Below are 23,255 nucleotides of genomic sequence, written 5' to 3'. Positions count from 1 at the left end.
AGAAGGCTCTGATGAAAAAGTTTTTCAGCCTGCTCGCGACCCTGCTGGTGCTGGCTCTGGCGCTGTGGATCGGCCGCACCTTGTGGGAGCACTACATGAACACGCCGTGGACCCGCGATGGCCGTGTTCGCGCCGACATCATCAACGTCGCCGCCGACGTTACCGGCGAAGTGGTCGAAGTGCCGGTGCGTGACAATCAGTTGGTGAAGAAGGGGGACTTGCTGATGCGCATCGACCCCGAGCATTACCGCATCGCCGTCAAGCAGGCGCAGTCGCTGGTCGCTTCGCGCAAGTCGACCTGGGAGATGCGCAAGGTCAACGCCCATCGCCGCGCCGATCTGGACAACCTGGTGATCTCCAGGGAAAACCGCGACGACGCCAGCAACATCGCCGACGCCGCGCTGGCCGACTACCAACACGCCCAGGCGCAACTGGAGGCTGCCGAACTCAACCTCAAACGCACCGAAGTGCGCGCCGCGGTGGATGGCTACGTGACCAACCTCAACGTGCACCGCGGCGACTACGCGCGCATCGGCGAAGCGAAAATGGCCGTGGTCGACATGAACTCGTTCTGGGTTTATGGCTTTTTCGAAGAGACCAAACTGCCGCACGTTCGTATCGGTGACAAAGCCGACATGCAGTTGATGAGCGGCGAAGTGCTCAAGGGCCATGTGGAGAGCATTTCCCGCGGTATCTATGACCGCGACAACCCGGAAAGCCGCGAGCTGATCGCCGACGTCAACCCGACATTCAACTGGGTGCGGTTGGCCCAGCGAGTGCCGGTGCGGATTCACATTGACGAAGTGCCGGAGGGGGTATTGCTGGCGGCGGGGATTACCTGCACGGTGGTGGTGAATCAGACTCCGGCGAACCTCTGACAGACCGAGTCGCCTCATTCGCGAGCAGGCAATTGAATCCATTTTGATGGTGTTGTCAGCCGAGGTAGCTGTCAATTCGACCCAGACCATCCAGATGCTCGAAGTTGAAAGACAAAAGGATGCGGTTGTCGGAGCGCTTGATCAGTTGAAATGGGGGAAGCTGGCCCAAGTCCGCATTGTCCAGTTTTACCTGGCCCAGGTTGCCGAAATCCTTGTCGGGGATACCTTGAGGCAGAACGCGCGCCAGATACAGTTCGCTATCACCCGACAATGCCACCATGCAACCATTCGCTTGTACGTAGCCACAACGCCAGCGAGTGCCGGACTGTTGCGCGAGCTGCGTAAGCAGGGGATTACCTTCGTTAAAGCTTTGATCAGGCTTTCCATCCGGAGTCAGAAGGGTCAGCAGGCCTTGGCTTTCTGTCTCCAGGTCGGTCCCGCACTGACCAAAGCACGCCAGGCTGCCGTCGATTCTTTGATCCAGGTCGTTGAATCGACAATCCTTGTCATTGACTCTAAGGGTGTGCATTCCGCGTGTCTGCGGGTCGCCGAAACTGTCATCAAGTTGACCATCCGAAGTAAGTCGAGCGACATAAGCGGTGTCCAGACCTTCCTGAAGTGTGTTGCCAGCAATCAAGAGTCTGCCATCCTGTGACAAACAGGCGTTGACTGTAGTGAAGGGTCTTTGGGTGTCTTTGAAATCCAGTCGACCTGTTCGATTGAAATCCGTATTCCAGTCGCCATCCGGGTTGATACTGAAAATACTCCCGCTGAAGTGATCGGATGTTTGCGGATCGACGTAGTTTGCCGTCACCCAGAACTTGCCCTCGGCGTCGATGCTGAGCGATTGCGAAGTTTTTACCAACTTGCTTGTTGCAGTGTTTTCGATGACCAATTGTCCTCGGTCACCAAAACCCCCATCGACGTTTCCTTCTTGATCAAAACGGGCAATGACCAAATGCGCCCAACCGTCTTTGTAAAGTGTCCAGCCCAGTAACAGTAGTTTCCCATCGGGCAGCACCATTACTTTTTCACCACCACAGTGTTGACCATCGAGAAAGCTGCCGGATGTGATTCCTTTTGTGGCGAATGTGTCATCAAGGGCGCCATTATCATGCAAACGCATCAAAGCATAGACGTGAAGCCCCGGTACGCCGTTGAACAGTTCTGCCCCGACAATTATTTTCCCATCGGGTTGTAAAGCCAGGCCTTTAACCAGACGTGTTCCTTCAAATTCGGCGGGAATATTCAGTTGGCTTAGGGTAAGTTGACCCTGTAGTCCGAACTCCAGATCAGGGCTTCCGGTTTTATGCAATTGTCCAGTCTTCATGGCGCACCAAGGTTGAAGTTTCGTTGTTCAATGCCCTTCGGCATTGATCCGCGAGGCGTTCCGTCCCCGTGCGCTATCTTGTGACGTGCCTCCAAAGCGGTCTACTGTCAGAGTTGACAGGTGCTCTCGGCAAAAAAGTGTGAGTGAGTTTTCTCGACAACACGTGGGCGTGATGTCAGAGCTGCCCACGCAATCCGAAGCGCTTCATCAGCGTCGTTTCCAGCAAACCCTTGGGCACTAATGCCGCCAGCAACGGCAACGCCCGGCTGCCGTTACCGATGCGGATCAGCCGTGGCGGCTTGTTCCGCTGCACGGCTTGCAGCAACTGCGCAGCAAACTCAACCGTCGGTGTCGGTTTGTCCTGCGAGGCCTTGGCTCGTGCGCGAATGCCTTCACGCAAGGGAAACCACGGCGATTGCTCATTGATCAACTGTTCCGCTTCATGTCCGGCGTTTTTCGCGAAGCTCGATTCGATCGCGCCGGGCTGCACTTCCATCACACGGATACCGAATGGCGCGAGTTCCATGCGCAGGGCATCGCTCAACGCATGCACCGCCGCTTTCGAGGCGCAGTAGGCACCGGCAAATGGCGTGACCAGCACGCCTGACACGCTGCCGATATTCACCACCAGGCCTTTGCTCCGGCGCAGCATCGGAAACAGCGCGCGGGTGACGCCGACGATCGAGAATACGTTGGTTTCAAACTGCCGCTGCATGGCCGCCACGCCGCCATCGAGCAACGGCCCCATCGCGCCATACCCGGCATTGTTGATCAACACATCGAGGCCGCCATGTTGCTGGTTGAGGCGCTCGCCGAGTTGTTCCAGCGCTTTGCCATCGTTGACGTCCAACTGGACCGCAGTGAAACCGGCGACGCTGAGCGCGGCCACGTCTTCAGGCTTGCGCGCAGTGGTCCAGACTTCGTAGCCGGCCATCTTGAAAGCATCGGCAAGGGTGCGGCCAATGCCACTGGAACAACCGGTAATCAACGCAACGGGCATGGCGCATTCCTTGTGCAAAAAAGTGGGGGAGGGGATCAGTCGGAGAAACTACCCTGCAAATGCTCGGCGCGAAACTCCAGGGTTTGCGGCCGATAACCGGGGCGCAGCGGCGGCAGGGGCAAACAGTCTTCCCAGGTGCCGCCGGCCTGCAATTCGCCCGGGCCGCGGTAACGCGGCGCGGTGTATTGATTGTCGGCCAGGTTGACCGTGTCGCCGGGAGCATAGGCCGCAATGCGCCAGCGCAATTCGGTCAGGGGCACGCTATTGCCATTGCTCAGTTTCAGTTGTAACGGGCGATCCGCCGGGCATTGCTCGGGCGCATAGGCGATGCGCAAGTCCAGGCGCGCCAGTTGCTTGATTTCGCGATGGTCCAGCCACACCACCCACATCGCCACGAAGCCCAGGCCAATCGCCGCCGCCACCGAAACAGGCAGGGCCTTGGCCGGATAGCGCAGCAACAGGATCAGCCAGGTGATGACCAGCAGGATGCCGATGAACATGCTTGAACGCTCCGTCGGTGAATGAGCCCCATCCTACCGAAGGCGTCGCACAATGGATATTCGCGGCGGTTACCCGCACACCGCCCGTCGGAACTGTAATTTCTGACAGTGGGCGTCCCGGCCCGTTATTGCTCTTATGGAAAAAGGCACTCAGGGACGTTGACGGACTATGGGCATCCACAGCAACACGCCAACGCTTGCGGTGAGCGATCCGCGCGGGCTGGACATCGCGACAGTAAATTACTGGCGGGCTGAGGACACTCAAACCAATGCAACCCGGATCGAGCGAACCTTGCGCGACGCTGGCGGGCGTGCGGTCAAACAATGGGATGCGCGCCTGTGGGCGCTGCAAGCGACTGATCCGCAGGCACCTGCCAGCCTCCGCGCCGTCCATGGCTTGAACGATAGGCTTCTGCGCTCCGACAGTACCGATGCGGGAATGCACGTCCAGTTGCATGGCTTGGCTGGCGAGATGCTGTTTGGCTGGGATGGCCGGGGCACGCTTCGCGAAATTGGGTACGATGACTTGCTGCGACCGGTCGCTGTGTTCGAGGCAGGCATTGGCGTGCCGCGCCGCTGTGCCGAGCGTTTTACCTATGGCCGACCTGGCGCGGGCGACCCGCTGTGCAATCAGCTCGGTGAGTTGATTCGCCATGACGATCCGGCGGGCAGCGTCCTCTTCGCGCAGTTTGCAATCACCGGGCCGTGCAGCGAAAACACCCGTCACTTCAGCGCCGAGTTGGTTGCCCCGGATTGGCCTGAAGCCGTGGCTGATCGGCAGAAGCTGCTTGAACCCGGAGCAGGGGCAACCACACAGTGGCGCTTTGCGCCGCAGGGATCGCTGCTCGAACAGGTGGATGCCTGTGGTCATCGGCAGAGCTTCGCGCTGACCCTGGATGGGGGGCTGCGTGCGGTTGATCTGCTGCTCGAACCTCAGACCGAGGGGCATACGCTGGTCAGCGATATTCGCTACAACGCCGAAGGGCAGGTCACCCAGGAACGGGCGGGCAACGGTGTACTGACCGCGCTGAGTTACCGTCCCGAAGACGGCCGGTTGCTCACGCGTCATGCTCAGGACCGACTGGGCACGGTGTTGCAACACCTGCTGTATGCCTATGACCGGATGGGCAATGTAACAAGCATTGAAGACCTGGCATTGCCGGTTCGCCACTTCGCCAACCAGCGCATCGAGCCGATCAGTCGTTTCCGCTACGACACGCTTTACCAGTTGCGCCAAGCCACGGGTTGGGAGGCCGGCGCGGGTGGTGGCGGGCCGACAGCCGTGGCCAATTACACGCAGAACTATCGTTATGATGCCGGCGGCAACCTGCTCACGCTGACCCATGTCGGCGCGCAAAGTCCCGGTCATGATATGCAGGCCGCGCGCTACAGCAATCGTTGCCTGCCATGGCGCAACGGCGAGCCGCCCGATGAGGCAGAGATCGGCGCAGCGTTCGACGCACTTGGCAATTTGCTGGTGCTGGAGCAGGGACGCCAGTTGCAGTGGAATCTGCGCAATCAACTCCATTCAGTGGTGACCGTGCAACGTCAATCAGGCGCGGACGATTGCGAAAGCTATCGCTATGACGGCGCCGGTCAGCGGGTATGCAAAACGTACACGACACAGACGGGTGCGCGCAGTCTTCTGGCGCAGGTGCGTTATCTGCCGTCGCTGGAGTTGCGCACAGACACTGGCACGGGTGAGAGCTTGCAAGTGATCACCGTTCAGACCGGACTCAACAGCGTCCGCGTCCTGCATTGGGCAAGTCCGCCACCGGCGGGCGCCAATGATCTTTACCGATACAGTTTCAGCGATCATCTGGGTTCGCTCAGCCTTGAACTGGACGCTGATGCACAGCTGATCAGCCGCGAGCACTTCTATCCCTTTGGTGCGACTGCATGGGCCGACGAGCCTGATGTCAGCTACAAAACCGTGCGTTACTGCGGTAAGGAACGCGACGCCACCGGGCTTTATTACTACGGGTATCGCTATTACATGCCGTGGCGCCAGCGCTGGTTGAATCCCGATCCCAAAGGGTTTGTCGATGGGCCGAACCTTTACCAAATGGTCGGCAACTCGCCCATCCGCTACGTGGACAGTGATGGCGGCGGCAAGGCCGATACCTCAGCGCTGGCAGACAGTGCGCAGAAGCAAAGCGCTTTGCTCGAATCAATGACTTCGGCAGCCGCTGACGTCAGAAACGCGTTGCTCAACCATACCCAGGCGCGACATCGCTTTCGGGCGCTTGGCAGGCGAGTCGTTACGCAGTTGGCCAGCCACGCGGTGAGCGCGGGCGCTCAAACGTTAGGCGGGGCTATAGGCGGCGGATTGGGTGGCGCGCTCGGGCCGATGGGAAGTGCGCTGGGGACGAAGCTGGGTACGCAAGCCGGCGGCAAGTTGGCGGACGCTGCCATTGGTAAAGTCGTGAATACCTATCAGTTGAACCGCTCGATCAACTTCACCGGGCGGGAGATGAACCCCAAGGCTTTCGTCGAAAGCGTCGAACCCAAAAAACAGCAAAGTCTTGCCCAAGTGAAACTGCAACTGGTCGCACATGATCCTCGTACGCCAGAGGGACGATCAAGGCTGGTAAAAATCGCTCGCACCAAGGCTGAGGACAAGCTGATGTCGGTCGTCGGCGACACGCTTGGATCGCAGGCACCGGGGCTGATGAAGACGGGGCGGGAGTTTGCCCTTGCAGCCCGAGGGCTGAATGCAGAGGCGTTGAGTCAAACGTGGGAACACATTCCGGCAGACATTGATATGGCAACCTTCCGAACGCAGGCCATCGTGACCGAGCTGGCAACTGCCGGCAATCCGGACGCTGAGCTCTTCGAAGCGGTATCCGACCTGTCCATTCAAACATTGAGCACCGTTCAAGCGCTGGAGCGTACGCAGGACTTCATTGGCCTGGTGGCGCCAAAACCCTACGCGGGGAGGCAGCAATCAATGGGCGGCTATGCCCGGCCAAAACCACGACGGCAGAACACCCACAGCTGAAAAAGCCCCACTCAGCCGACAGCGGGCAGGAAAAGATTATTGACTATCAACGGACATGACCCGGCGTGCGTGACCGGATCTGCAAGGGGCGGGTTGCCCGAGGAGCTCTCAACAATGCCGCAAGCCATGCTCATTCATTGCCTTACGCCACAGGTAACAGCCTTCGACCCACGCCGCTTGACGATTCGTGCCGTGGATTATTGGCGTCAGGACAGCCGTCCCGCGCAGGCGCGGATCAATCGCGTGGCCCATGATTCGCTCGGTCGAATGACTGCGCAGTGGGACCCACGGTTCGCGCAGGCAGTGCAGCCGAATGTGGTCACGGTGAACTCGTTGTCTGCGAAGGTTACGGGCAGACTCTCGGTCGATGCCGGATGGCGTGTCGGCTTATGGGGCGAGAGTGGCCAGTTGCTGGAGGAGTGGGATGGCCGCGGCACCTGGCGCAAGCTTGAGTATGACGACCAGACGAGACCGCTTGCGATTACCGAAAATGGAGCAATCACTGAGCAGCTTGCCTATGGCGATGCAGCGTTGGGTGAACGCAACCAATGTGGACGCTTGATCCGCCACGATGATTCGGCGGGCACGCTACTGTTCAACGATTACGGACTGACCGGCGCGGTGTTGGAGCAGGAACGCCGTTTCACCGCAGGGGCGACTGCCGGTTTCGTCACCCGCATGCGCATGAGCCCGCTGGGCAATGTGCAGTCGCAAACCGATGCGCAGGCTAACGAGCAGCGATTCAGTCATTCGCTGGACGGCGAATTGGCCGCCGTGGATTTACGTTTGGGTGGGACCACGCAGTGGCTGCCGATGGTCGGCGCCATTGCCCGCAACGCTGCCGGTCAGGTTGAGACACAGGTGGCGGGTAACGGCGTAGTGACCCTTCTTGAATACGACGCTGAAAACGGCCGGCTGCGACGGTTGCTGTCCCGGCTCGGCCAGCAGGCACCGTTGCAGGACCAGCGTTTCGAGTACGATGCGCTCGGCAATGTGCTGAGCATCGAAGAAGCGGCGCTGCCGATCCGTTATTTCGCCAATCAGCGTATCGAGCCGACTCGCCGTTTTGTCTACGACACGCTGTCGCAACTGATTAAGGCGACCGGGTTTGAGGCGCTGACGTCCACTCACGGCCCTCTGTCCGAGCGCTCGGACAGTCTGGCTAACTACTGCCAGACCTACCGCTATGACGAAGGTAACAATCTCCTTGAACTGACCCACGTCGGAGCGCAAAGCCCCGGCCACCGGCTGGTCGCCGATGTCCGCAGCAACCGCTGTTTGCCCGTACGCGAAGGCGTGGAACCGAGCGAAGAAGACTTTCGGAACGGTTTCGACGGCAATGGCAATCTGCTCAGTCTGCAACCGGGACAAGCACTGTATTGGAACCTGCGAAACCAACTCAGCGAAGTGCGCACAGTCGTGCGCAATGACAGAGCGGAGCGAGCTGACGATAACGAATGCTATAGCTACGACGCCGCAGGCAAACGCGTGCGCAAGCTCCGTTCATTGCTGAGCAAATCGCAAACCAATTTCATCGAAACCCTTTATTTGCCAGGTCTGGAAATACGCACCCATAGCGGCACGGGTGAAAACCTGCAGGTGATTGACGTGCAGACCGGGCGCGGGAGTGTACGAGTGTTGCACTGGGTGACGAAAAGGCCGGAGCAGCTTGCCAACAATCAACAACGTTTCAGCCTGACGGATCATCTAGGTTCAATCACGCTGGAGCTCGATCAGGACGCCAGCATCATCTCGCGGGAAGCCTATTACCCATTTGGCGGCACCGCGTGGGTGGACGGCGATGCCGTGCAAGTCAGTTATAAAACGGTGCGCTATTCGGGCAAGGAGCGGGATGCAACGGGGCTTTATTACTATGGGTTTCGCTATTACCTGCCTGAATGGCAGCGATGGCTGAATCCGGATCCTGCCGGAGCGGTGGATGGATTGAATTTTTTCGCAATGGTTACGAATAACCCAGCCAGCAAAGTGGATGCTGAAGGACTGGTCGGTGAAAGATGGCGACACGTCCGTGACGTACTGCTTCCCGAAACGCGACCCGCTGCCTTGGTCCATCCCATGTTGGGCATAAAGCGTCGGGCTGAGTTTGTCGCTGAGAATATCTCAGACCCGTCACGCACACGGCCAGCCTCTCGCCAGTATCAAGGGGTGCATTATATGTCGCGAGAAGAACGCGCGGCCCACACCGTTTCGATAAAGGATAAGCGTATATATGCAACCTCGCCTTCAGGCGAAACAAGCCTTTTAACTTCTTCGGCCGAGTTCATCCATCGAGGAAAAGTTCTGACGGGAGAAACACCCAAAAAGACCAACGCGGATAATTGGAAATATTCGCAAATGAATTATGTACTGGGCTGGAGCGAAGAAGCACCGCATGACAAACAGCTTGTGATTTTCAAAAGGCAGGATAATAAAGTCCACCACAGCAGTGCTTTTGGTGGCGGCAGAGTTCTGGATGCAGGTCTGATGACACTTTATGAGGGACGCATAGCATTCATCGAAAATAAGAGCGGTCATTATAAGCCCCACATGGAGCAGAAAATGCACACGTTACAGTTTCTGCAACAAGCGGGCATGGACCTCTCGGATACATTCATATCGGACTTTGTGCCAATGATTCCGGCCGACCCCAAGGATCCGCATTCTTTTCCAACTCCGGATTTTGAAGGGGGGGATGTCTTTCGGGCAGATGACTTTTATAAAAAGAGAGGGGAAGGGAATATTTTCAAAGCCCCGGATTTCGACCCTGAGGACCCCAAGAGATTTACTACGCAAACACAGGTGTATTGGCCGATGCGCTAAGTAAAAAAGCCCCCGCCCAACCCGCTGCGGATAGGGGACGCAACGGGCTGGACGAGGGCTTCTTGTTTCAGCGAGCGATTACTGCGCGATGGTTTTCACCGACACGCCGCGTTCGATCGGGGTGGAGCGGCCGTAGATGTCTTCGAAGCGTTCGATATCGTCTTCGCCCAGGTAGCTGCCCGATTGCACTTCGATGATTTCCAGCGGGATCTTGCCCGGGTTGCGCAGGCGATGCACCGAGGCGATCGGGATGTAGGTCGACTGGTTTTCACAGAGCAGAAACACGTTGTCGTCGCAGGTCACTTCGGCGGTGCCGCTGACCACGATCCAGTGTTCGGCGCGGTGATGGTGCATCTGCAGCGACAGGCACGCGCCCGGTTTGACCGAGATGTGCTTGACCTGGAAACGCCCGCCCATGTCCACCGAGTCGTAGGAACCCCACGGACGATAGACTTCGCAGTGGTTCTGGGTTTCGCTGCGGCCCTGGGCGTTGAGGGTGTTGACCATCTGCTTGACGCCCTGGACCTTGTCCTTGTGGGCAATCATCATCGCGTCCTTGGTTTCGACCACGACGATGTTTTCCAGACCGATCACCGACACCAGTTTGCCGTTGCCGTGGATCATGCAGTTCTTGCTGTCCTGGATCACCACATCGCCTTTGCTGACGTTGCCGTTGGCGTCTTTCTCGTTGACTTCCCACAGCGACGACCAGCAACCGACATCGCTCCAGCCGGCAGTCAGCGGCACGACGCAGGCGCGCTGGGTTTTTTCCATCACCGAGTAGTCGATAGAATTGTCCGGGCAGCAGGCGAAGGTGGCTTCGTCGAAGGTGATGGTGTCGGCGTCCTGCTGGCTGCGCTCAAGGGTCAGCAGGCAGGTGTCGTAGATGTCCGGATCGTGCTTTTTCAGCTCTTCGAGGAAGCGGCTGGCGCGGAACAGGAACATGCCGCTGTTCCAGTAGTAGCCACCGGATTCGACGTATTCGGTGGCACGTTTGACGTCCGGCTTCTCCACGAAGTGCGCGACCCGGCTGACGCCTTCAGGCAGCAGCGAATCGGCAGTGGACTTGATGTAGCCATAGCCGGTTTCCGGTTTGGTTGCCGGCACGCCGAACAGCACCATTTCGCCGTTCTCGGCAGCGACGGTGGCCAGGGCGAGGGCGCGTTGCAGGGCTTTCTGGTCTTCCAGTACGTGGTCGGCCGGCAGCACCAGCATCAACTCGTCGCGACCTTCATTGACCAGCATCATCGCGGTCAGCGCCACGGCCGGCGCGGTGTTGCGCCCGAACGGCTCCATCAGGATGCGCTGGCATTCCAGATTGCGGTTGGCCAACTGCTCGTTGACGATAAAACGGTGATCCTTGTTGCAGACCACGATCGGGGTGTCCATGCCTTCAAACACCAGGCGTTCGAGGGTTTGCTGGAACAGCGTGTGTTCGCCGGTCAGGGCGAGAAATTGCTTGGGGAACTGCTTGCGCGAAAGAGGCCACAGACGCGAACCGCTACCACCTGACAAGATCACCGGAATCATAATGTTTACTCCATAAAATCAATTTGGTTAGAGCCCTGTGGGAGGGGGCTTGCCCCCGAAGGCGATGTATCAGTCGACATGAATGTTGAATGTCGGACCGCTTTCGCGAGCAAGCTCGCTCCCACAAGGGTTACTGCGTCAGTTCGGGAAAAGGGTTAGCGCGTCGACACCGGGCGTTTCACCCAGACTGGCGACAGGTTGCTGCCGGTGCCGGTGACGTACAGCACCGCTGCTTCACCGCGCTCCAGGGCGACCGGTTTCACGTCGCCGACTTTCTTGTCGCCTTCGTACAGCGCCAGGCTGACTTTCACCGGGTTGATTTCACGTTCGCCACGGCCCTTGGCGGCGACGTTCGGCACCACTTCGGTCTTGCCGTCGGCGGTTTTCAGGGTCAGTGGCTTGTCGCTGAGGTTCTGCACGCGCACCAGGGATTTCTGCTTGTTCTTGAAGGGCGGTTCTTCGATCAGTTGTGGCGCACCGGAAGCGTTGTTGACCAGGGTGTAGTAGTGGTCACCGGCGAGTTTCACAGGCAGGGTCTGGCTGCCGACCTTGGCGCTGTAATCGCCGCCCGGCATAAAGCTGAAGTCGCTGCTGGCCAATGGCGCAACATCGTTCAGGCTGGTGCTGCCGACGGTGGCGCTGACTTCAGCGTTGCTGGCGTTGTAGATGCGCACGAAGGTCGAGCCTTTCGGTGCGGTCGGGCCGTACAGCGCGGCGTCGCCGCCGGCGAAGGCCGGGACGGAAAGCACGCTGAGGCCAGCAACCAGTGCGAAGCTTTTAGCGAGACGACGAGGAGTTGTAGTGAAAGTCATGGTGTACCTCTCTTTCAGTTTTGCGCCCGATCGGGCGTCTCGGATTTAGTGTTGATGGCTACGTTTTGTTGGCGGGCGCCGGCTTGTTTAAGCTCTGCGACCCACTGCGGGTCGGCGTCGCCGATTTCGTTGTTCACAGGCAGATATCGTTCAGGAAACTCCCAGATCAGCACTTGCGGCGGGCTGTTCTTGAAGTCATCGCTTTTCAGGTAGCTGAGCATTGGCAGAATCGGGCCGTGGCCGTCTTCGGCGTAGTTGACGACGTCGCTGTGCAGCGCCTGTTTCAGCGCACCAACGAAGTTCCAGTTGGGGTTGGCGCTGTAGCTGGTGCCGATCAGCGCCACCGGCACTTCGCTGTTAGCAAACAGGGCGTCGTCACCGGCAGGTTGCTCGGCGGCAACGGTGTTGCGTTTCAGCAAAGGCTCAGGCGCCGGCATCATGTTTTCGAACAGCGGATCAAGCGGCAGGAACAGACGCAGGTCGCCCTTGTGCGTGACCTTCTCCGCCGGCGTGGTGACGAAGCGCTGCGGCTCGCCGCTCAGCGGGGATTGCTCGGCGATGGTTTTCGCCAGGGCATTGGCCGCGATTTCGGCGCCTTCTGGAGTCCAGTGGGTGTCGGTGCGCAGGAACACTTGCTGGCCGTTCTGCTTGGCCTGTTGCAATGGGCCGAGCAGGTCAGGGGCGAGGATCTTGTCGGCTGCCACTCGAGCGTGGAAATCCTGATAGAGGTTCTGGTGAATGCTCGAAGGCTTCACTTCATCCAGATGCTCCGGATACAGACGCACCTTGGCCGGCACGATCGCCATCACCAGTTTCACGCCTTTCTCTTTCAGGGTCTGGCGCACGCCTTCGACCAGCGCGTAGTTGCCTTGCAGGTTCAGCTCTTCATTGACGATCGGGTTGAATTCTTCATCGCTGTACAGCCACTGGTCGCGACCGAGCACGACACCCGGACGGCCTTCGTTGAACAGTTTGAAATCCAGCGCGGCCCAGAGGTTGGTGCCCAGACGCTTGATCGGGAATTCCTCGTCGTAATGGGTCTCCACAGCCTTGGTCCAGCGGCCGTTGAGCACCGTCGCGTCGGCGTTGGTGCTGAAGCCGAAGAAGCTGCGAATCGACCACAGACCGAGGACCAACAGCGTCACCAGAAACAGGGCGATGTAGAAGATGCGTAATGAGCGGGTCATGTCAGATCCCTCAGAACTGGAAGTAAAGGAACGGCGAGAAGCTTTGCGCCGAGAGTTTGAGAATCGAGGCGATGAACAGCAGCAGGATCAACCCGCGCATCACGTAGCGCGACCAGTCAGCGGTCCAGTAGGCGGGCTGCACCTGGGCTTCGACGCCGACGGTGTAGCCAGGCTCGTGGATGGCCGCCGGGTTTTCGCCGGGGGCTGCCTTGATCATTCCTGGGGTCGCGGTGGCAGGACCATCGGCCTCGACGTTGACTTCGGGTTTGGTCTTGGCGGGCGGCTGATTGGTGTAGAGGTCACGCAGGCCAAAGAACGCCAGCGTCACGTAAGCCACCACCAGGGTTGCCACTTGCAGACCGGTGAGGCTGGCCTGATTGAGTTCCGACAGCGACCAGTCGCCGAAGCTGAACATTGCGCCGTACATGCGGCCGGCAACGTGCAGGTTCTCGGCGCGGAAGATCACCCAGCCCATCACCACCAGCAGGAACGTCAGCGCCCAGCGGATCGGGTTGAGGCTGCGCGGCGAGGTGTTCAGCCCCAGCGCTTTCTCGATTGCCAGCCACATGCCGTGCCAGGCGCCCCAGATGATGTAAGTGATGTTCGCGCCGTGCCACAGACCACCGAGCAGCATGGTCAGGAACAGGTTGCGATAGGTCATCAGCGTGCCTTTACGGTTACCGCCGAGGGTGATGTACAGGTAGTCACGCAGCCAGGTCGACAGGCTGATGTGCCAGCGGCGCCAGAACTCGGTGATCGACTGGCTGATGTACGGCTGCTTGAAGTTTTCCATGAAGCGGAAACCCATCATCAAGCCCAGGCCGATGGCCATGTCGCTGTAACCGGAGAAGTCGAAATACAACTGCGCGGTGTACGCCAGTGCGCCAAGCCAGGCATCGCCCGTGGTCGGGTTCTGCAGGGCGAAGCAGTGGTCGGCGACCACGGCGAGGGTGTCGGCGATGAAAACTTTCTTGATGAAGCCCTGCATGAACCGCGTGCAGCCCTCGGAGAACTTGTCGAGGGTGTGCGTGCGGTTGTTGAACTGGTCGGCCAGATCGCGGAAACGCAGGACCGGGCCGGCAATCAGGTGCGGGAAGATCGCCACGAATGCCGCGAAGTCGATCAGATTGCGCGTTGCCGGCGTATCGCCACGGTACACGTCGATGATGTAGCTGATCGATTCGAAGATGTAGAACGAAATACCGATCGGCAGCAGCACGTGGGTGAGGATGAACGGCTCAAGACCCACCGACGTCATCATCGCGTTGATGCTGTCGACACCGAAGTTGGCGTACTTGAAGTAGCCGAGGATGCACAGGTCGACCGCCACGCCGAGCAACAGCCAGCGCTGCGCCGGTTTGGTTCTGACACCGGCGGCACCGACTTTGAGTCCGATCCAGTAGTTCCACAGCGTGACCGCTGCGAACAGCGCGAGGAAGTCCACCCGCCACCAGGCGTAGAACACGTAGCTGGCGATCAGCAGCAGCAGATTGCGATAGCGTTGCCCGCTCAAGTAGTACAAGCCGAGAAAGATCGGCAAGAACAGAAACAGGAACACGTTGGATGAAAATACCATCCCGATCTCTCCATGTTTGAATCAACAGTCAAGGGCCAAGGCCCCCCCAAACCCCCCGTGGTAGTGGAGGGGCAAAACGGTCGTGCGCTCGTTCCCACGCTCTGCGCGGGAATGCCTCATTGGACGCTCTGCGTCCGCTTCGGCATGGGACGCGGAGCGTCCCGGGCTGCATTCCCACGCGGAGCGTGGGAACGATCAGCCATCAATGTTTTCAGGAACCCTTGTTGCCCTTTTCATGGGACGGGTCGTAGACCTTGGTCAGGTCGCCGCCGAGGCGGAAAGTCTTGAACGGCTGCATGTCGCGCTTCTTCTCAAGCACATCCGGTGCACAGGTGTAGAGGGTGCAGTACGGTTCGAGCCAGGCGAATTTCATGTCCTCTTTGAGATCGGTCATGTCCTGTTTCTTGCCGTTTTTCTCTTCGAACGCGTCCGGGTCTTTCACCCCAGACAACACCCGATCACCCAGACGCTTGAGCGCGCCGTTGTTTTCCTGACGCAAATCGACACCGTTGACCTGGGCGAAACTGGCGATCATCGCCAGCGGCGGCAGGGCGTAGTTGTGATAGGCGAGGGCGCGTTGCTGACGCTTGAGTTCGTTGGGCAGGTAGCCGTCGGCATCGACTTGATTGACGCCGACCTTGTATTCCTTCACGGCCCAGTCAAACAGGTCGCGACGATTGGTCGCGACGGCGGTCGCCATCACCGACCAGGCAGCCCAGTACGAGTGGTTGTTGGTTTTTTCCAGCGGCAGGTTGTCCCAGTCGCTGACCACCTGATCGGCCATTTTGCTGAACCAGGCCTCGATCAGCTGCGCTTGCTGCTGATGCTCGGCCAGTGGATGCGAGTCGGAGAACTTCAGGTGAAGGTAGGAGGACGCCATGCTGCCCAGCGCCCATTTGCGCATCGACTTGCCGGTGTGGTTGAAGTCTTTCGACATCAACGCATCGGCCTTGGCCCACGCGGTCAGCCAGTCGAGCGTGCAGTCGAGCTGCTCCGGGCGACCGTCGCGCATGAATTGCATGACGCGCTTGGCGGTGCCGCGCTCCAGCGTAGTGATGTCCTTGGTGGTGTCGCGGAAGGCTTTTTCCGACTGCACGTTCAGCGTTGCGCGTGCCTTGTCCGAACCTTCGTATTTGCTGCGAAATTGCAGCGGACCGGTGTAGGGCGTCGGCATCGCGTCGCAGCCTTCGCTCTTGTCGCCGGTCTTGAATTTATCCACCGGTGCAAAGTAGCCCTGCGGTGGACGCAATGGCGCGGCGGCCTGGGTAGCCCCGGCGAACATCGCCAGGGTCAGCAGGGAAGGCGCAAGCAGGTGTTTGATCGTTCGATTTCGCATAGCAGACCTCATTGCCCGAGCTGCGCGGTCTGTTGACCTGCGCCCGGGAATACGTTGCGTTTGCAGATTTTCGCTTCGACTTTTTGTGGCGCGGCGCCGGGCTTGGCTTCAGGCCCCTGGACTTCAACGGCCAGCAGGTTTTGCGAGGCCCAGTCTTCGTCCGTGCGCAGCTCAAAGGCGAAACGACCGTCGGTGTCGGAGGTTTCCGGTTTCTCGATCTTGATGTCCTCGTGGCGACCGTTCATGTACCAGAGGGTGGCTTGCAGGGTTTTCACCGACGTGTCGGCGAAGCGGATGTCGACCTGATGGTTGCCGTTCTGCAGGTTGAGGTTTTTGCTGTTGACCATCAGTTCCTGTTTGCTGCCCGGCTTCAGCGTGGCGCTGCCGGACATTTGTGCATCTTTGCCTTCGCAGCCGTTATCGAGCAGCGCCATCATCTGGCGATAGATGGTTTCCTGGTCGAGGCGATACAGCGGCGAGAATTCCCAGATGAGAATTTTCGGCGGGGTTTTCTGAAATTCTTCGCTGCCCAGGTACTGCAGCATCGAACCTTCGAAACCGCCGCCGGGGAAAGCAACGTTGAGAATATCGGCGCCGATGGCTTCTTCCAGGAAGCCGGCGAAGTTGTAGTTCTTGCCGCTGTGCGAGGTGCCGACCAAGGTGATTTGCGGGTTGCCCGAATCGCCGAACAGGTCGCCGTCGCCTGCCTCGCCTTTCGGCTCGGTGGTGAACTGGTCCATGTACTGGATCGCGTAGCTGGTGCCGCACAGTTGCCCGGCCATGTTATGCAGGGTGCCGGTCTTGCCCATGCGCCCGGAGCGCTTGGTCTCGAACTCACGCTTGGGAATGTCGGCGAAGGCCGGGATCTGCTTGACCTTCTCGGCGACGATTTTCGCCGTGCGCTGGGCCCCGTATGGCGTCCAGTGCTGGTCGCCGCGGAAGTAGAAATCGTGAGCGGGCAGGGTCTCCGGCAGCGATTCGTTGGTCAGCGGCGACAGGTCCGGCACCACGTAACCCATCTGGGCGAAACGGCCGAGCATGGTCTTGTAGTTGCTCAGCGCTTTGTCGTAATCGAACGCGGCTTTTTCCTGCGGGTTGAGCTTGTTGCGGTTCACCAGGCCACGGGTCGGCTGGTAGACAATCACCAGCTCGACGCCTTTGCTCTTGAATGCATCGTGCAGCTGTTGCAGGCGCTTGTAGCCGGCCGCAGTGGTGTTGAACTCGGTGCGCAGGTCTTCCTGGGTGCGGAACAGCCAGTCGCCTTGCGCCTGCACCAGGGTGGTGAAGTTCTGCTGATAACGCGTGGTGTAGTTCTTCGCGTCATGGGCCGCCGGGCACAGGTTGCAGCATGGCTCGGCGGTGAATTTCGGTGGCGCGGCAGTTGCACCGCCAGCGTCGGCGCGCGCATTGCCGGCGGCGAGAATGCCAAGGGTCAGGGCCGAGAGGCTGAGCAGTTTGATCATGTGTGGGTGCATAAAGTTATCCTCAGTCCTGCATTTCGGTCTGGCGTTCGACAGGGTCGATCAGCACGGCTTTCTGCTGGCGCACCAGCAGGTCGAGAATTTCATCCTGGCGCTCGCCGAGGATGCCGTTGAAGCTGATGCCGCTGGATTTGGTCGGCGCCAGCATCGATACGCGGTACAGCTCGACACTCAACGGCGAGTCGATCGACAGCGGGCCGCTGCCATTGGCCGCCAGTTCACCGCCGACGACGATCAGCGACACTTGGGCATCGAACGGGTCGAGCTTGATGTCACGGTCGGTATCGGTCAGGTCCTTGATGTGGCCGTAGACGCCGGTCAGGCCGTTGGCCATGGCAATGTTTTCGTAGAGGCGGATGTTCACGCTGTTACGAATACGGATGCCGTGGCGCTGGTTGCTGATGACCTTGTTGCCCCACAGCAGGTTGTCGGCGGACTCGTAAAGGGTGATGCCGTCGGTGTGGTTCTTGTAGATCTCGTTGTAGGCAATGATGTTGTTGACGCTGTTACGGTCGATCACCAGGCCCGACAACTTGTTGTCGAAACTCTTGTTGTTGAAGATGAAGCTGTCGTTGACCTCACGGGAAATAATGATCCCGTGCTTCTTCTTCGTGCCGTAAACGGTGTTCTCGGCAATGATCAGGCGGTGCGAGCGGTCATGCGGGTCGATGCCGTAGACGATGTTGTCTTTGTAGGTGCTGCCCTTGACCACGAAGTCGCTGGTTTCGTAGCAGTAGAAGCCGTACCACATGTCCGAGAACTCGGAGCCGACGATCCAGCCGGTCGGCTCGGGACGCTTGAGAACTTTGGCCATGTTCGGCGTGTACTGGGAAATACTCACCCCGTACGACTTACTGTTGGCGTAGCCGAAGCTGGCCATCTTGCTGTTGACGATGTAGGTCTGCGTGCCGCCCCAGGCGAGCAGGAACGGGCGGAATTCCTTCGGCGAGCGGAAGGTTGCCGGGCCGTTGTCCTTCTCGCGCCAGCCAGTGACTTTGGTGTCACGCACAAACAGCTGGCCGTCGTTGACCAGGAATGCACCGGCCTCTTGCGAGAGGCGCAGTTCCTGAGTCTGACCGTCGATGTCGAGGATGCCTTTCTCGCCGACCACGATCGGCAGTCGGGCCAGGTACACGCCCGGCGAGGTCTCGCTGAAATACTGCTTGGGCAGTTTTTTCGCCAGATCCTTGAGGTTCATGTAGCCGTCGTCGATGAAGATCGCCTGCGGGATGCCGTGCTGACGCACCACCCATTCGGCCATCTTGTTATCGCCGCCGATGAAGTCCTTCAGGGCGTTTTCCTGCATCATCCGGCGCACGCTGATCTTGCCCGCTTTGCTGCGTACGATCTTCGCGGCCGCGGCCTCGGCGGTGTAACCGGAAAGGTCGGGCAGTTTCGGCTTGGCCAGTTCCAGCGCTTCGGTCGGTGCACTGCTGACCGTGTAAGTCTTGGCCTGCTGCAGCTCTTTGGTCATGGTCGCGGGCTTGCCTGGTTGAGGCGCAGCGGCCTCAACGTTGGCGAAGGCGCCAGCGCTGGCCAGCAGCATCGCGCCGGCCAGCAGGCTGAGTGAGCCTGTCCGGGTGCTGATCATGTCGGGCACTCCCTTGGCGGCTCGCATCAGAAGCGCCAGATCACGTCGATGAACGCACGGTGCATGTACGAATCCACCTGGCTGCCATAGGCATCGCCCGGTTTGAACACACCGCCACGGAAGCGCACCAGCGCCGAAGGCTCGTCGATCGACTGGCTCAACGCCGCCGGCAACAGGCCTTGCTTGAAGTACTTGGTGACCACCAGGTCCATCTCCTGACCCAGGTCCTTGTTGCCGTCTTCAAGCGGCAGCGAGGTGCTGGAGAGGATCGCGCCGGTGACGTCGTCGGTGTTGTTTTTCACGGCGTTGATGCCGTTGCTGCCCACCGGCTTGTTGCCGTCGACACGCCAGAACTTGTGGTAGATCAGGCTGGCGTCGTACTCGTCGTTGACCATCCACGAACCGAACAGGGTGGCGGTCTGCATGTTGTTCATTTCGCCACGGAACGCTTCGCCGAAACGGTGCACGCGCGAACGGGTGCCGGTGTAGTTGGAGCGGTTGCTCTCCAGACCGTTCTGTTCGTAGTCGGCACTGGCGCGGGCATAGGCACCGCCGACTTGCCATTGCGGATCGAGGCGCAGACGCACGCCGACATCGGCCGCCCAGCCGCTGATGTCATCACTGCGTTTGGCCTGTGCAGGGCGGCTGCCATCGGCGTTCAGCGCGTTGACCGTGTCGCGGTCGCCGCTCATGCCGGTGATGCTGCCCCAGTAGTTGACGGTGTTGGTGTTGCGCCAGTTGTAGGCGTCGCTGTCGGCGGTCAGACCGATCCAGCTGATGTCGCCGTTCTCGGTCTTGTCCAGCGAGTCGCGCGGGACGCCCGGCTCGGCGTAATCGAGTTTGCCGTCATCGTGGGTGTGATGACCACGAATGCCGACCCACTGGCCCGGCGTCCACTGATAGGCCGCATCGGCGTAGGCGTGCAGACGATCCTTGTCTTTCGGCGCCAGCTCTTTCAAGTCGGTGCGGTATTCGCTGAAGCGCTCGGCGACACCGGCGTTGGCACGCAGCAGGGTGGTGTCGAAGGTCCAGTTCAGCGCTTCGATGTTGGTGTCGCGCCATTGGCCGTCGTCATTGCGCAGGCGCTGGCGACCGAACTTGAGGATCTCGCCGGGGTAGGGCGTGAAGCCGCTGTAGCCGACCCAGAACTCGCGCATCGCCAGGTAGTTTTTCTTGGTTTCGCGATCACCGCTGTCGGTGGCTTGCGCACCGTCGGATTGTTGCAGGGTGTCGGTCTCGATGATGTCGGTCGAGGTCACGGCCTGGCCCATGGCGTAGGCGCTCCACGCGCCGCTTTCGCCGTAGACCCACGGACGCAGGTCGAGGCCGACGCCATTGACGTCGCCGCCACGGGCGGTGCCGAGGTCGCGGTCGTCTTCGGACTGGCCGGTGAGTTTCACTTCCAGGCCGAAGTTCTTGCTTTCAGTCATCGCGGCGAGTGTCGGGCAAGACCAGATCAGCGCGAACGTGAGGCCAATGCCAGCCTTCACAAATGGATTCAACTTCATAATTTTTCCTCGCCGTCTTCTTCTTGCAGGGCGTGCAGTTGCAGCGTGTTCGGGTTCAGGGCGCCGCGGCTGGCTTGCTCTTGTTGCAGCAGGCGGCGGGCTTCGGGCAGGCGCTCGGGCGGCAATTGCGCCTCAAGCGTGGCCGCCAGTTCATCGGCTTGCGGGGTGTTTTGCGCCTTGGCCAATTGGCTGAACACGTAGGCGTTCAGCGGGTCGGGCTTGGTGCCCTTGCCTTGGGAAAACAGCTGGGCGATGGCGAAATCGGCGCTGTTCTGGCCGTTGCGCGCAGCCGTCAGCAGATGATCGAGGGCCTTCTGCGGATAGACCTTGCCCAGGTAACCACGGCGGTAAATCTGGCCGAGGTAATAGTCGGCAGCGACCTCACGGCCAACGGCTTTCTGGAAATGTTCCTCGGCGACTTTGGCATCTGCCGGAACCACTTTGCCTTCGTAGTAAACCTTGCCCAGCAACAGCTCGGCGCGCGGCTGATCGGCGGCACGGCCGTTGTCCAGGTACTTCATCATCTGGTCGACATCGCCCAGTTCGGGGAAGTCGTAGAGCAGTTGCGCAAGGGTGACCCATGACGCCGGGTAGCCCGGAGCGATCGGCTCGAGCAGCGACTGCGCGGTTTTCTCGTCGGTCTTGCCCAGGGTCGAATCAGCCAGCACGCGGGCCACGGAATCGACCCGTTGCGCAGTGACGGTGCCACGGCTGTAACCGGCCTGCATCTGCTTGATCAGCTCGGCCTGTTGCTCGGGTTGGCCGCGTTTCTGATAGACCGTGGCCAGTTCGACATAGCAGATGTCGGTGGTGGTGAGCGCGGCCTTGCAGATTTTTTCCACGTCATCCAGGTGCTGATCGTAAGTGCCCTGGGTGCGATACAGCAGCACTTGGGCCAGACCGGCTTCCGGGTAACCGGCCTTGCGCCACTGATCGATTTGCTGCTGGGCGTTGACGTTGGGGAAGCTGTGCGGGTACTGCAAATAGAGCATCGCCAGCGGGATCAACGTATTGCCTTCGCCGTTGGCGGCAGCTTTTTTCAGCAGGGTTTCGGCTTCGTGGTGCTCGGCTTCGGTGGCGCCCGGTTTGGCCACGAGCAAGCGACCGAGACGGGCCTGGGCGCGCGGCGAAACACTGGCGGCGGCGCGGTAAGTCGCTTCGGCCTGTTTCATCTGCGCCGGGTCGCGGCTGTCGACCTGGATATCGGCCAGGCCCACTTGCGCTTCGCTGTAGCCCAGCTCGGCGAGTTGCTGGTAGTTCTGCGCCGCAGTGGCGGTGTCGCCACGCTTGAGCGCTTCGTTGGCCAGACGCTGATCGGGCAGACCGGCGCAACCGGCCAGAGACACTGCCAGCGCCAAGGCACACACCGTCCCAATGTAGGAGTGAGCCTGCTCGCGATGCAAGCGACTCGGTACATCAGACACACCACGGCGATCCTTTCGCGAGCAGGCTCGCTCCCACAGGGTCGGCGGTGTGTTCAAGTTATGAGTAGTCACAGGCATGTCCTCGACTTAAAGACCGGCAGCCATGGCTTTGTCGATCAGCCAGTTCAGGTTCGGGCCACGGTCGCTGTTCACTTCCACCGGGCGGCCGGCGAAGCTGCTGTCCAGCGGCTCGTCAGGCTGGATCTGCACACGGATGTCGGAAGACAGGTCGGCGCTCTTCAGGCTGCTGCTGCTGACGATCTTGCCGGTTCGGGTCTTGTCTTCGCCGGCGATCTGGAAGCTCACCGGGGTGCCCGGACGCACGTCGCCGAACTGGCGATAGGAGAAGCGCGCATCAACAGTCGCTTGAGTGTTGCGCGGCACCAGCTGGAAGATCACGTCGCCCTTGCTCGCGTACTGACCGTCAGCCACCAGTTGCTGGGCCACGGTGCAGTCGCACGGCGAAGTCAGGGTGCCGGTCATTTGTTTGCCGAACAGTTCTTCAACCTTGGCCGGGGCCAGTTGATCTTCCGCCAGATGACCCTTGAGGACGTCGAGCATGCTGGTGCTGAAGGTTGCCAGCGGGGCGCCTTTGGCGGCGACGCCGTCCGACTTGATCAGGCTCTGCACGGTGCCGTCGCGGGGCATGGTGATGTTCATGCCCGGCACGCTGACCAGACCGGCCTGGGCGTGGCTGACGAAGTACATGCCGTACACCGACTTGAAAATGAAACCGGCCGCCACCAGACCGACGGCGAAAATGCCGGCGCTGAAGGTCACCGCTTTCAGGCGTCCGAACGCGGTCATGCCATTGCCGCTGTCCTTGTTCTTGCGCGCCTTGGTGAAGTTGTCGCGCTGCAAGGTCGCCAGTACTTCGCCGATGCTGACGATGTCGCCGGCCAGGTGCGAAGTGATCAGGTGGCGCAGGGTGGAAATGTCCTGCGGCTCCAGGTTCTGGAACTGGCAACCGGTGCGGCCGGTCTGGCGATCAAAGGAGCGCACTTGCAGCTCGACGTCCATGGCGATGCCGAGGTTGTCGATGACAAATTGCAGGCGCGCCTTGTACACCTGGCCGACCGTCAACTGCAGCTGCCCGGCGTTGAACGCCAGACCACCGGCAGACAGGTCGATGACCCGAGCTTCGACCGGCGTGCGGTCAGGACCGAAAAAGCGCAGCTTGGCCGGGATTTTGACCCGGGCGTGTTGGCGCTGGGCTTCGGATTCATGCACTACGTTGACGTTCACGGCGGTATTCATAGGGGCGATTTCCTTGTTAATTCA

General features: G+C 60.0%; 16 protein-coding genes. 3 read left to right on the top strand and 13 right to left on the bottom strand.

Going from position 1 to position 23,255, the window contains the following annotated elements:
• The first annotated feature begins 11 nt into the window (after positions 1–11).
• Positions 12–878, top strand: a complete 867-nt coding sequence (locus HU739_RS12795; RefSeq protein WP_186551329.1) for an efflux RND transporter periplasmic adaptor subunit — start codon at positions 12–14, stop codon at positions 876–878.
• Positions 879–933: 55 nt separating this feature from the next.
• Here the strand turns inward: HU739_RS12795 and HU739_RS12790 are convergent, their stop codons facing one another.
• The 3 genes from HU739_RS12790 to HU739_RS12780 all read right to left on the bottom strand — a co-directional run bounded on the left by HU739_RS12790 (position 934) and on the right by HU739_RS12780 (position 3,708).
• Positions 934–2,208: a hypothetical protein gene (locus HU739_RS12790; RefSeq protein WP_186551328.1), complete on the bottom strand. Its 1,275-nt coding sequence runs from the start codon at positions 2,206–2,208 to the stop codon at positions 934–936.
• 175 nt (positions 2,209–2,383) lie between these two features.
• Positions 2,384–3,208, bottom strand: coding sequence for an SDR family oxidoreductase (locus HU739_RS12785; RefSeq protein WP_186551327.1), 825 nt, complete (start codon positions 3,206–3,208; stop codon positions 2,384–2,386).
• A gap of 35 nt (positions 3,209–3,243) precedes the next feature.
• Complete coding sequence (locus HU739_RS12780) at positions 3,244–3,708, bottom strand: multidrug transporter (RefSeq protein ID WP_186551326.1); 465 nt, start codon at positions 3,706–3,708, stop codon at positions 3,244–3,246.
• Between the two features lie 169 nt (positions 3,709–3,877).
• On the opposite strand from HU739_RS12780, the gene HU739_RS12775 reads away from it, so the two are divergent.
• Together HU739_RS12775 and HU739_RS12770 are read left to right on the top strand one after the other, a co-directional pair.
• Entirely contained in the window at positions 3,878–6,709 is a 2,832-nt protein-coding gene (locus tag HU739_RS12775; protein WP_186551325.1) for an RHS repeat domain-containing protein, read from the top strand.
• Positions 6,710–6,823: 114 nt separating this feature from the next.
• The gene (locus tag HU739_RS12770) at positions 6,824–9,529 is read left to right on the top strand and encodes an RHS repeat domain-containing protein (RefSeq protein ID WP_186551324.1); all 2,706 of its coding nucleotides are present in this window, start codon (positions 6,824–6,826) and stop codon (positions 9,527–9,529) included.
• 78 nt (positions 9,530–9,607) lie between these two features.
• Here HU739_RS12770 and HU739_RS12765 read toward each other — a convergent pair whose 3' ends face one another.
• The 10 genes from HU739_RS12765 to HU739_RS12720 all read right to left on the bottom strand — a co-directional run bounded on the left by HU739_RS12765 (position 9,608) and on the right by HU739_RS12720 (position 23,231).
• Positions 9,608–11,059, bottom strand: coding sequence for a mannose-1-phosphate guanylyltransferase/mannose-6-phosphate isomerase (locus HU739_RS12765; RefSeq protein ID WP_186551323.1), 1,452 nt, complete (start codon positions 11,057–11,059; stop codon positions 9,608–9,610).
• Between the two features lie 155 nt (positions 11,060–11,214).
• Positions 11,215–11,871, bottom strand: a complete 657-nt coding sequence (locus HU739_RS12760; protein WP_186551322.1) for an alginate O-acetyltransferase AlgF — start codon at positions 11,869–11,871, stop codon at positions 11,215–11,217.
• A gap of 14 nt (positions 11,872–11,885) precedes the next feature.
• Positions 11,886–13,058 carry an alginate O-acetyltransferase gene (locus tag HU739_RS12755; protein WP_186551321.1) on the bottom strand — a complete coding sequence of 391 codons (1,173 nt, stop codon included), beginning with the start codon at positions 13,056–13,058 and terminating at the stop codon, positions 11,886–11,888.
• Between the two features lie 10 nt (positions 13,059–13,068).
• Complete coding sequence (locus HU739_RS12750; protein ID WP_186551320.1) at positions 13,069–14,634, bottom strand: MBOAT family O-acyltransferase; 1,566 nt, start codon at positions 14,632–14,634, stop codon at positions 13,069–13,071.
• A gap of 211 nt (positions 14,635–14,845) precedes the next feature.
• Positions 14,846–15,970 (bottom strand): mannuronate-specific alginate lyase, encoded by a 1,125-nt coding sequence (locus tag HU739_RS12745; RefSeq protein ID WP_186551319.1) that lies wholly within the window; start codon positions 15,968–15,970, stop codon positions 14,846–14,848.
• 8 nt (positions 15,971–15,978) lie between these two features.
• Positions 15,979–17,445 carry an alginate O-acetyltransferase gene (locus tag HU739_RS12740; RefSeq protein ID WP_186551318.1) on the bottom strand — a complete coding sequence of 489 codons (1,467 nt, stop codon included), beginning with the start codon at positions 17,443–17,445 and terminating at the stop codon, positions 15,979–15,981.
• 10 nt (positions 17,446–17,455) lie between these two features.
• Positions 17,456–19,042 (bottom strand): mannuronan 5-epimerase AlgG, encoded by a 1,587-nt coding sequence (gene algG / locus HU739_RS12735; RefSeq protein WP_186551317.1) that lies wholly within the window; start codon positions 19,040–19,042, stop codon positions 17,456–17,458.
• 26 nt (positions 19,043–19,068) lie between these two features.
• Entirely contained in the window at positions 19,069–20,550 is a 1,482-nt protein-coding gene (locus HU739_RS12730; protein ID WP_186551316.1) for an alginate export family protein, read from the bottom strand.
• The gene (gene algK / locus HU739_RS12725; protein WP_186551315.1) at positions 20,547–22,052 is read right to left on the bottom strand and encodes an alginate biosynthesis TPR repeat lipoprotein AlgK; all 1,506 of its coding nucleotides are present in this window, start codon (positions 22,050–22,052) and stop codon (positions 20,547–20,549) included. The genes HU739_RS12730 and algK overlap by 4 nt, the downstream gene beginning before the upstream one ends.
• A 9-nt stretch (positions 22,053–22,061) precedes the next feature.
• Positions 22,062–23,231, bottom strand: a complete 1,170-nt coding sequence (locus HU739_RS12720; protein ID WP_186551314.1) for an alginate biosynthesis protein Alg44 — start codon at positions 23,229–23,231, stop codon at positions 22,062–22,064.
• Positions 23,232–23,255 lie beyond the last annotated feature (24 nt).

Source organism: Pseudomonas hamedanensis, from assembly GCF_014268595.2.
In the GTDB taxonomy this organism is placed as follows: domain Bacteria; phylum Pseudomonadota; class Gammaproteobacteria; order Pseudomonadales; family Pseudomonadaceae; genus Aquipseudomonas; species Aquipseudomonas hamedanensis.
This window is presented reverse-complemented; position numbering and strand designations above follow the sequence as displayed.

Bases quoted from the DNA above. Each gene is read 5' to 3' on its own strand.
- HU739_RS12770 (WP_186551324.1), top strand. From the start codon at position 6,824: ATGCCGCAAGCCATGCTCATTCATTGCCTTACGCCACAGGTAACAGCC.
- HU739_RS12750 (WP_186551320.1), bottom strand. From the start codon at position 14,634: ATGGTATTTTCATCCAACGTGTTCCTGTTTCTGTTCTTGCCGATCTTT.
- algK (WP_186551315.1), bottom strand. From the start codon at position 22,052: ATGCCTGTGACTACTCATAACTTGAACACACCGCCGACCCTGTGGGAG.
- HU739_RS12765 (WP_186551323.1), bottom strand. From the start codon at position 11,059: ATGATTCCGGTGATCTTGTCAGGTGGTAGCGGTTCGCGTCTGTGGCCT.
- algG (WP_186551317.1), bottom strand. From the start codon at position 19,042: ATGATCAGCACCCGGACAGGCTCACTCAGCCTGCTGGCCGGCGCGATG.
- HU739_RS12730 (WP_186551316.1), bottom strand. From the start codon at position 20,550: ATGAAGTTGAATCCATTTGTGAAGGCTGGCATTGGCCTCACGTTCGCG.
- HU739_RS12740 (WP_186551318.1), bottom strand. From the start codon at position 17,445: ATGCACCCACACATGATCAAACTGCTCAGCCTCTCGGCCCTGACCCTT.
- HU739_RS12795 (WP_186551329.1), top strand. From the start codon at position 12: ATGAAAAAGTTTTTCAGCCTGCTCGCGACCCTGCTGGTGCTGGCTCTG.
- HU739_RS12745 (WP_186551319.1), bottom strand. From the start codon at position 15,970: ATGCGAAATCGAACGATCAAACACCTGCTTGCGCCTTCCCTGCTGACC.
- HU739_RS12720 (WP_186551314.1), bottom strand. From the start codon at position 23,231: ATGAATACCGCCGTGAACGTCAACGTAGTGCATGAATCCGAAGCCCAG.
- HU739_RS12755 (WP_186551321.1), bottom strand. From the start codon at position 13,058: ATGACCCGCTCATTACGCATCTTCTACATCGCCCTGTTTCTGGTGACG.
- HU739_RS12760 (WP_186551322.1), bottom strand. From the start codon at position 11,871: ATGACTTTCACTACAACTCCTCGTCGTCTCGCTAAAAGCTTCGCACTG.
- HU739_RS12785 (WP_186551327.1), bottom strand. From the start codon at position 3,208: ATGCCCGTTGCGTTGATTACCGGTTGTTCCAGTGGCATTGGCCGCACC.
- HU739_RS12775 (WP_186551325.1), top strand. From the start codon at position 3,878: ATGGGCATCCACAGCAACACGCCAACGCTTGCGGTGAGCGATCCGCGC.
- HU739_RS12790 (WP_186551328.1), bottom strand. From the start codon at position 2,208: ATGAAGACTGGACAATTGCATAAAACCGGAAGCCCTGATCTGGAGTTC.
- HU739_RS12780 (WP_186551326.1), bottom strand. From the start codon at position 3,708: ATGTTCATCGGCATCCTGCTGGTCATCACCTGGCTGATCCTGTTGCTG.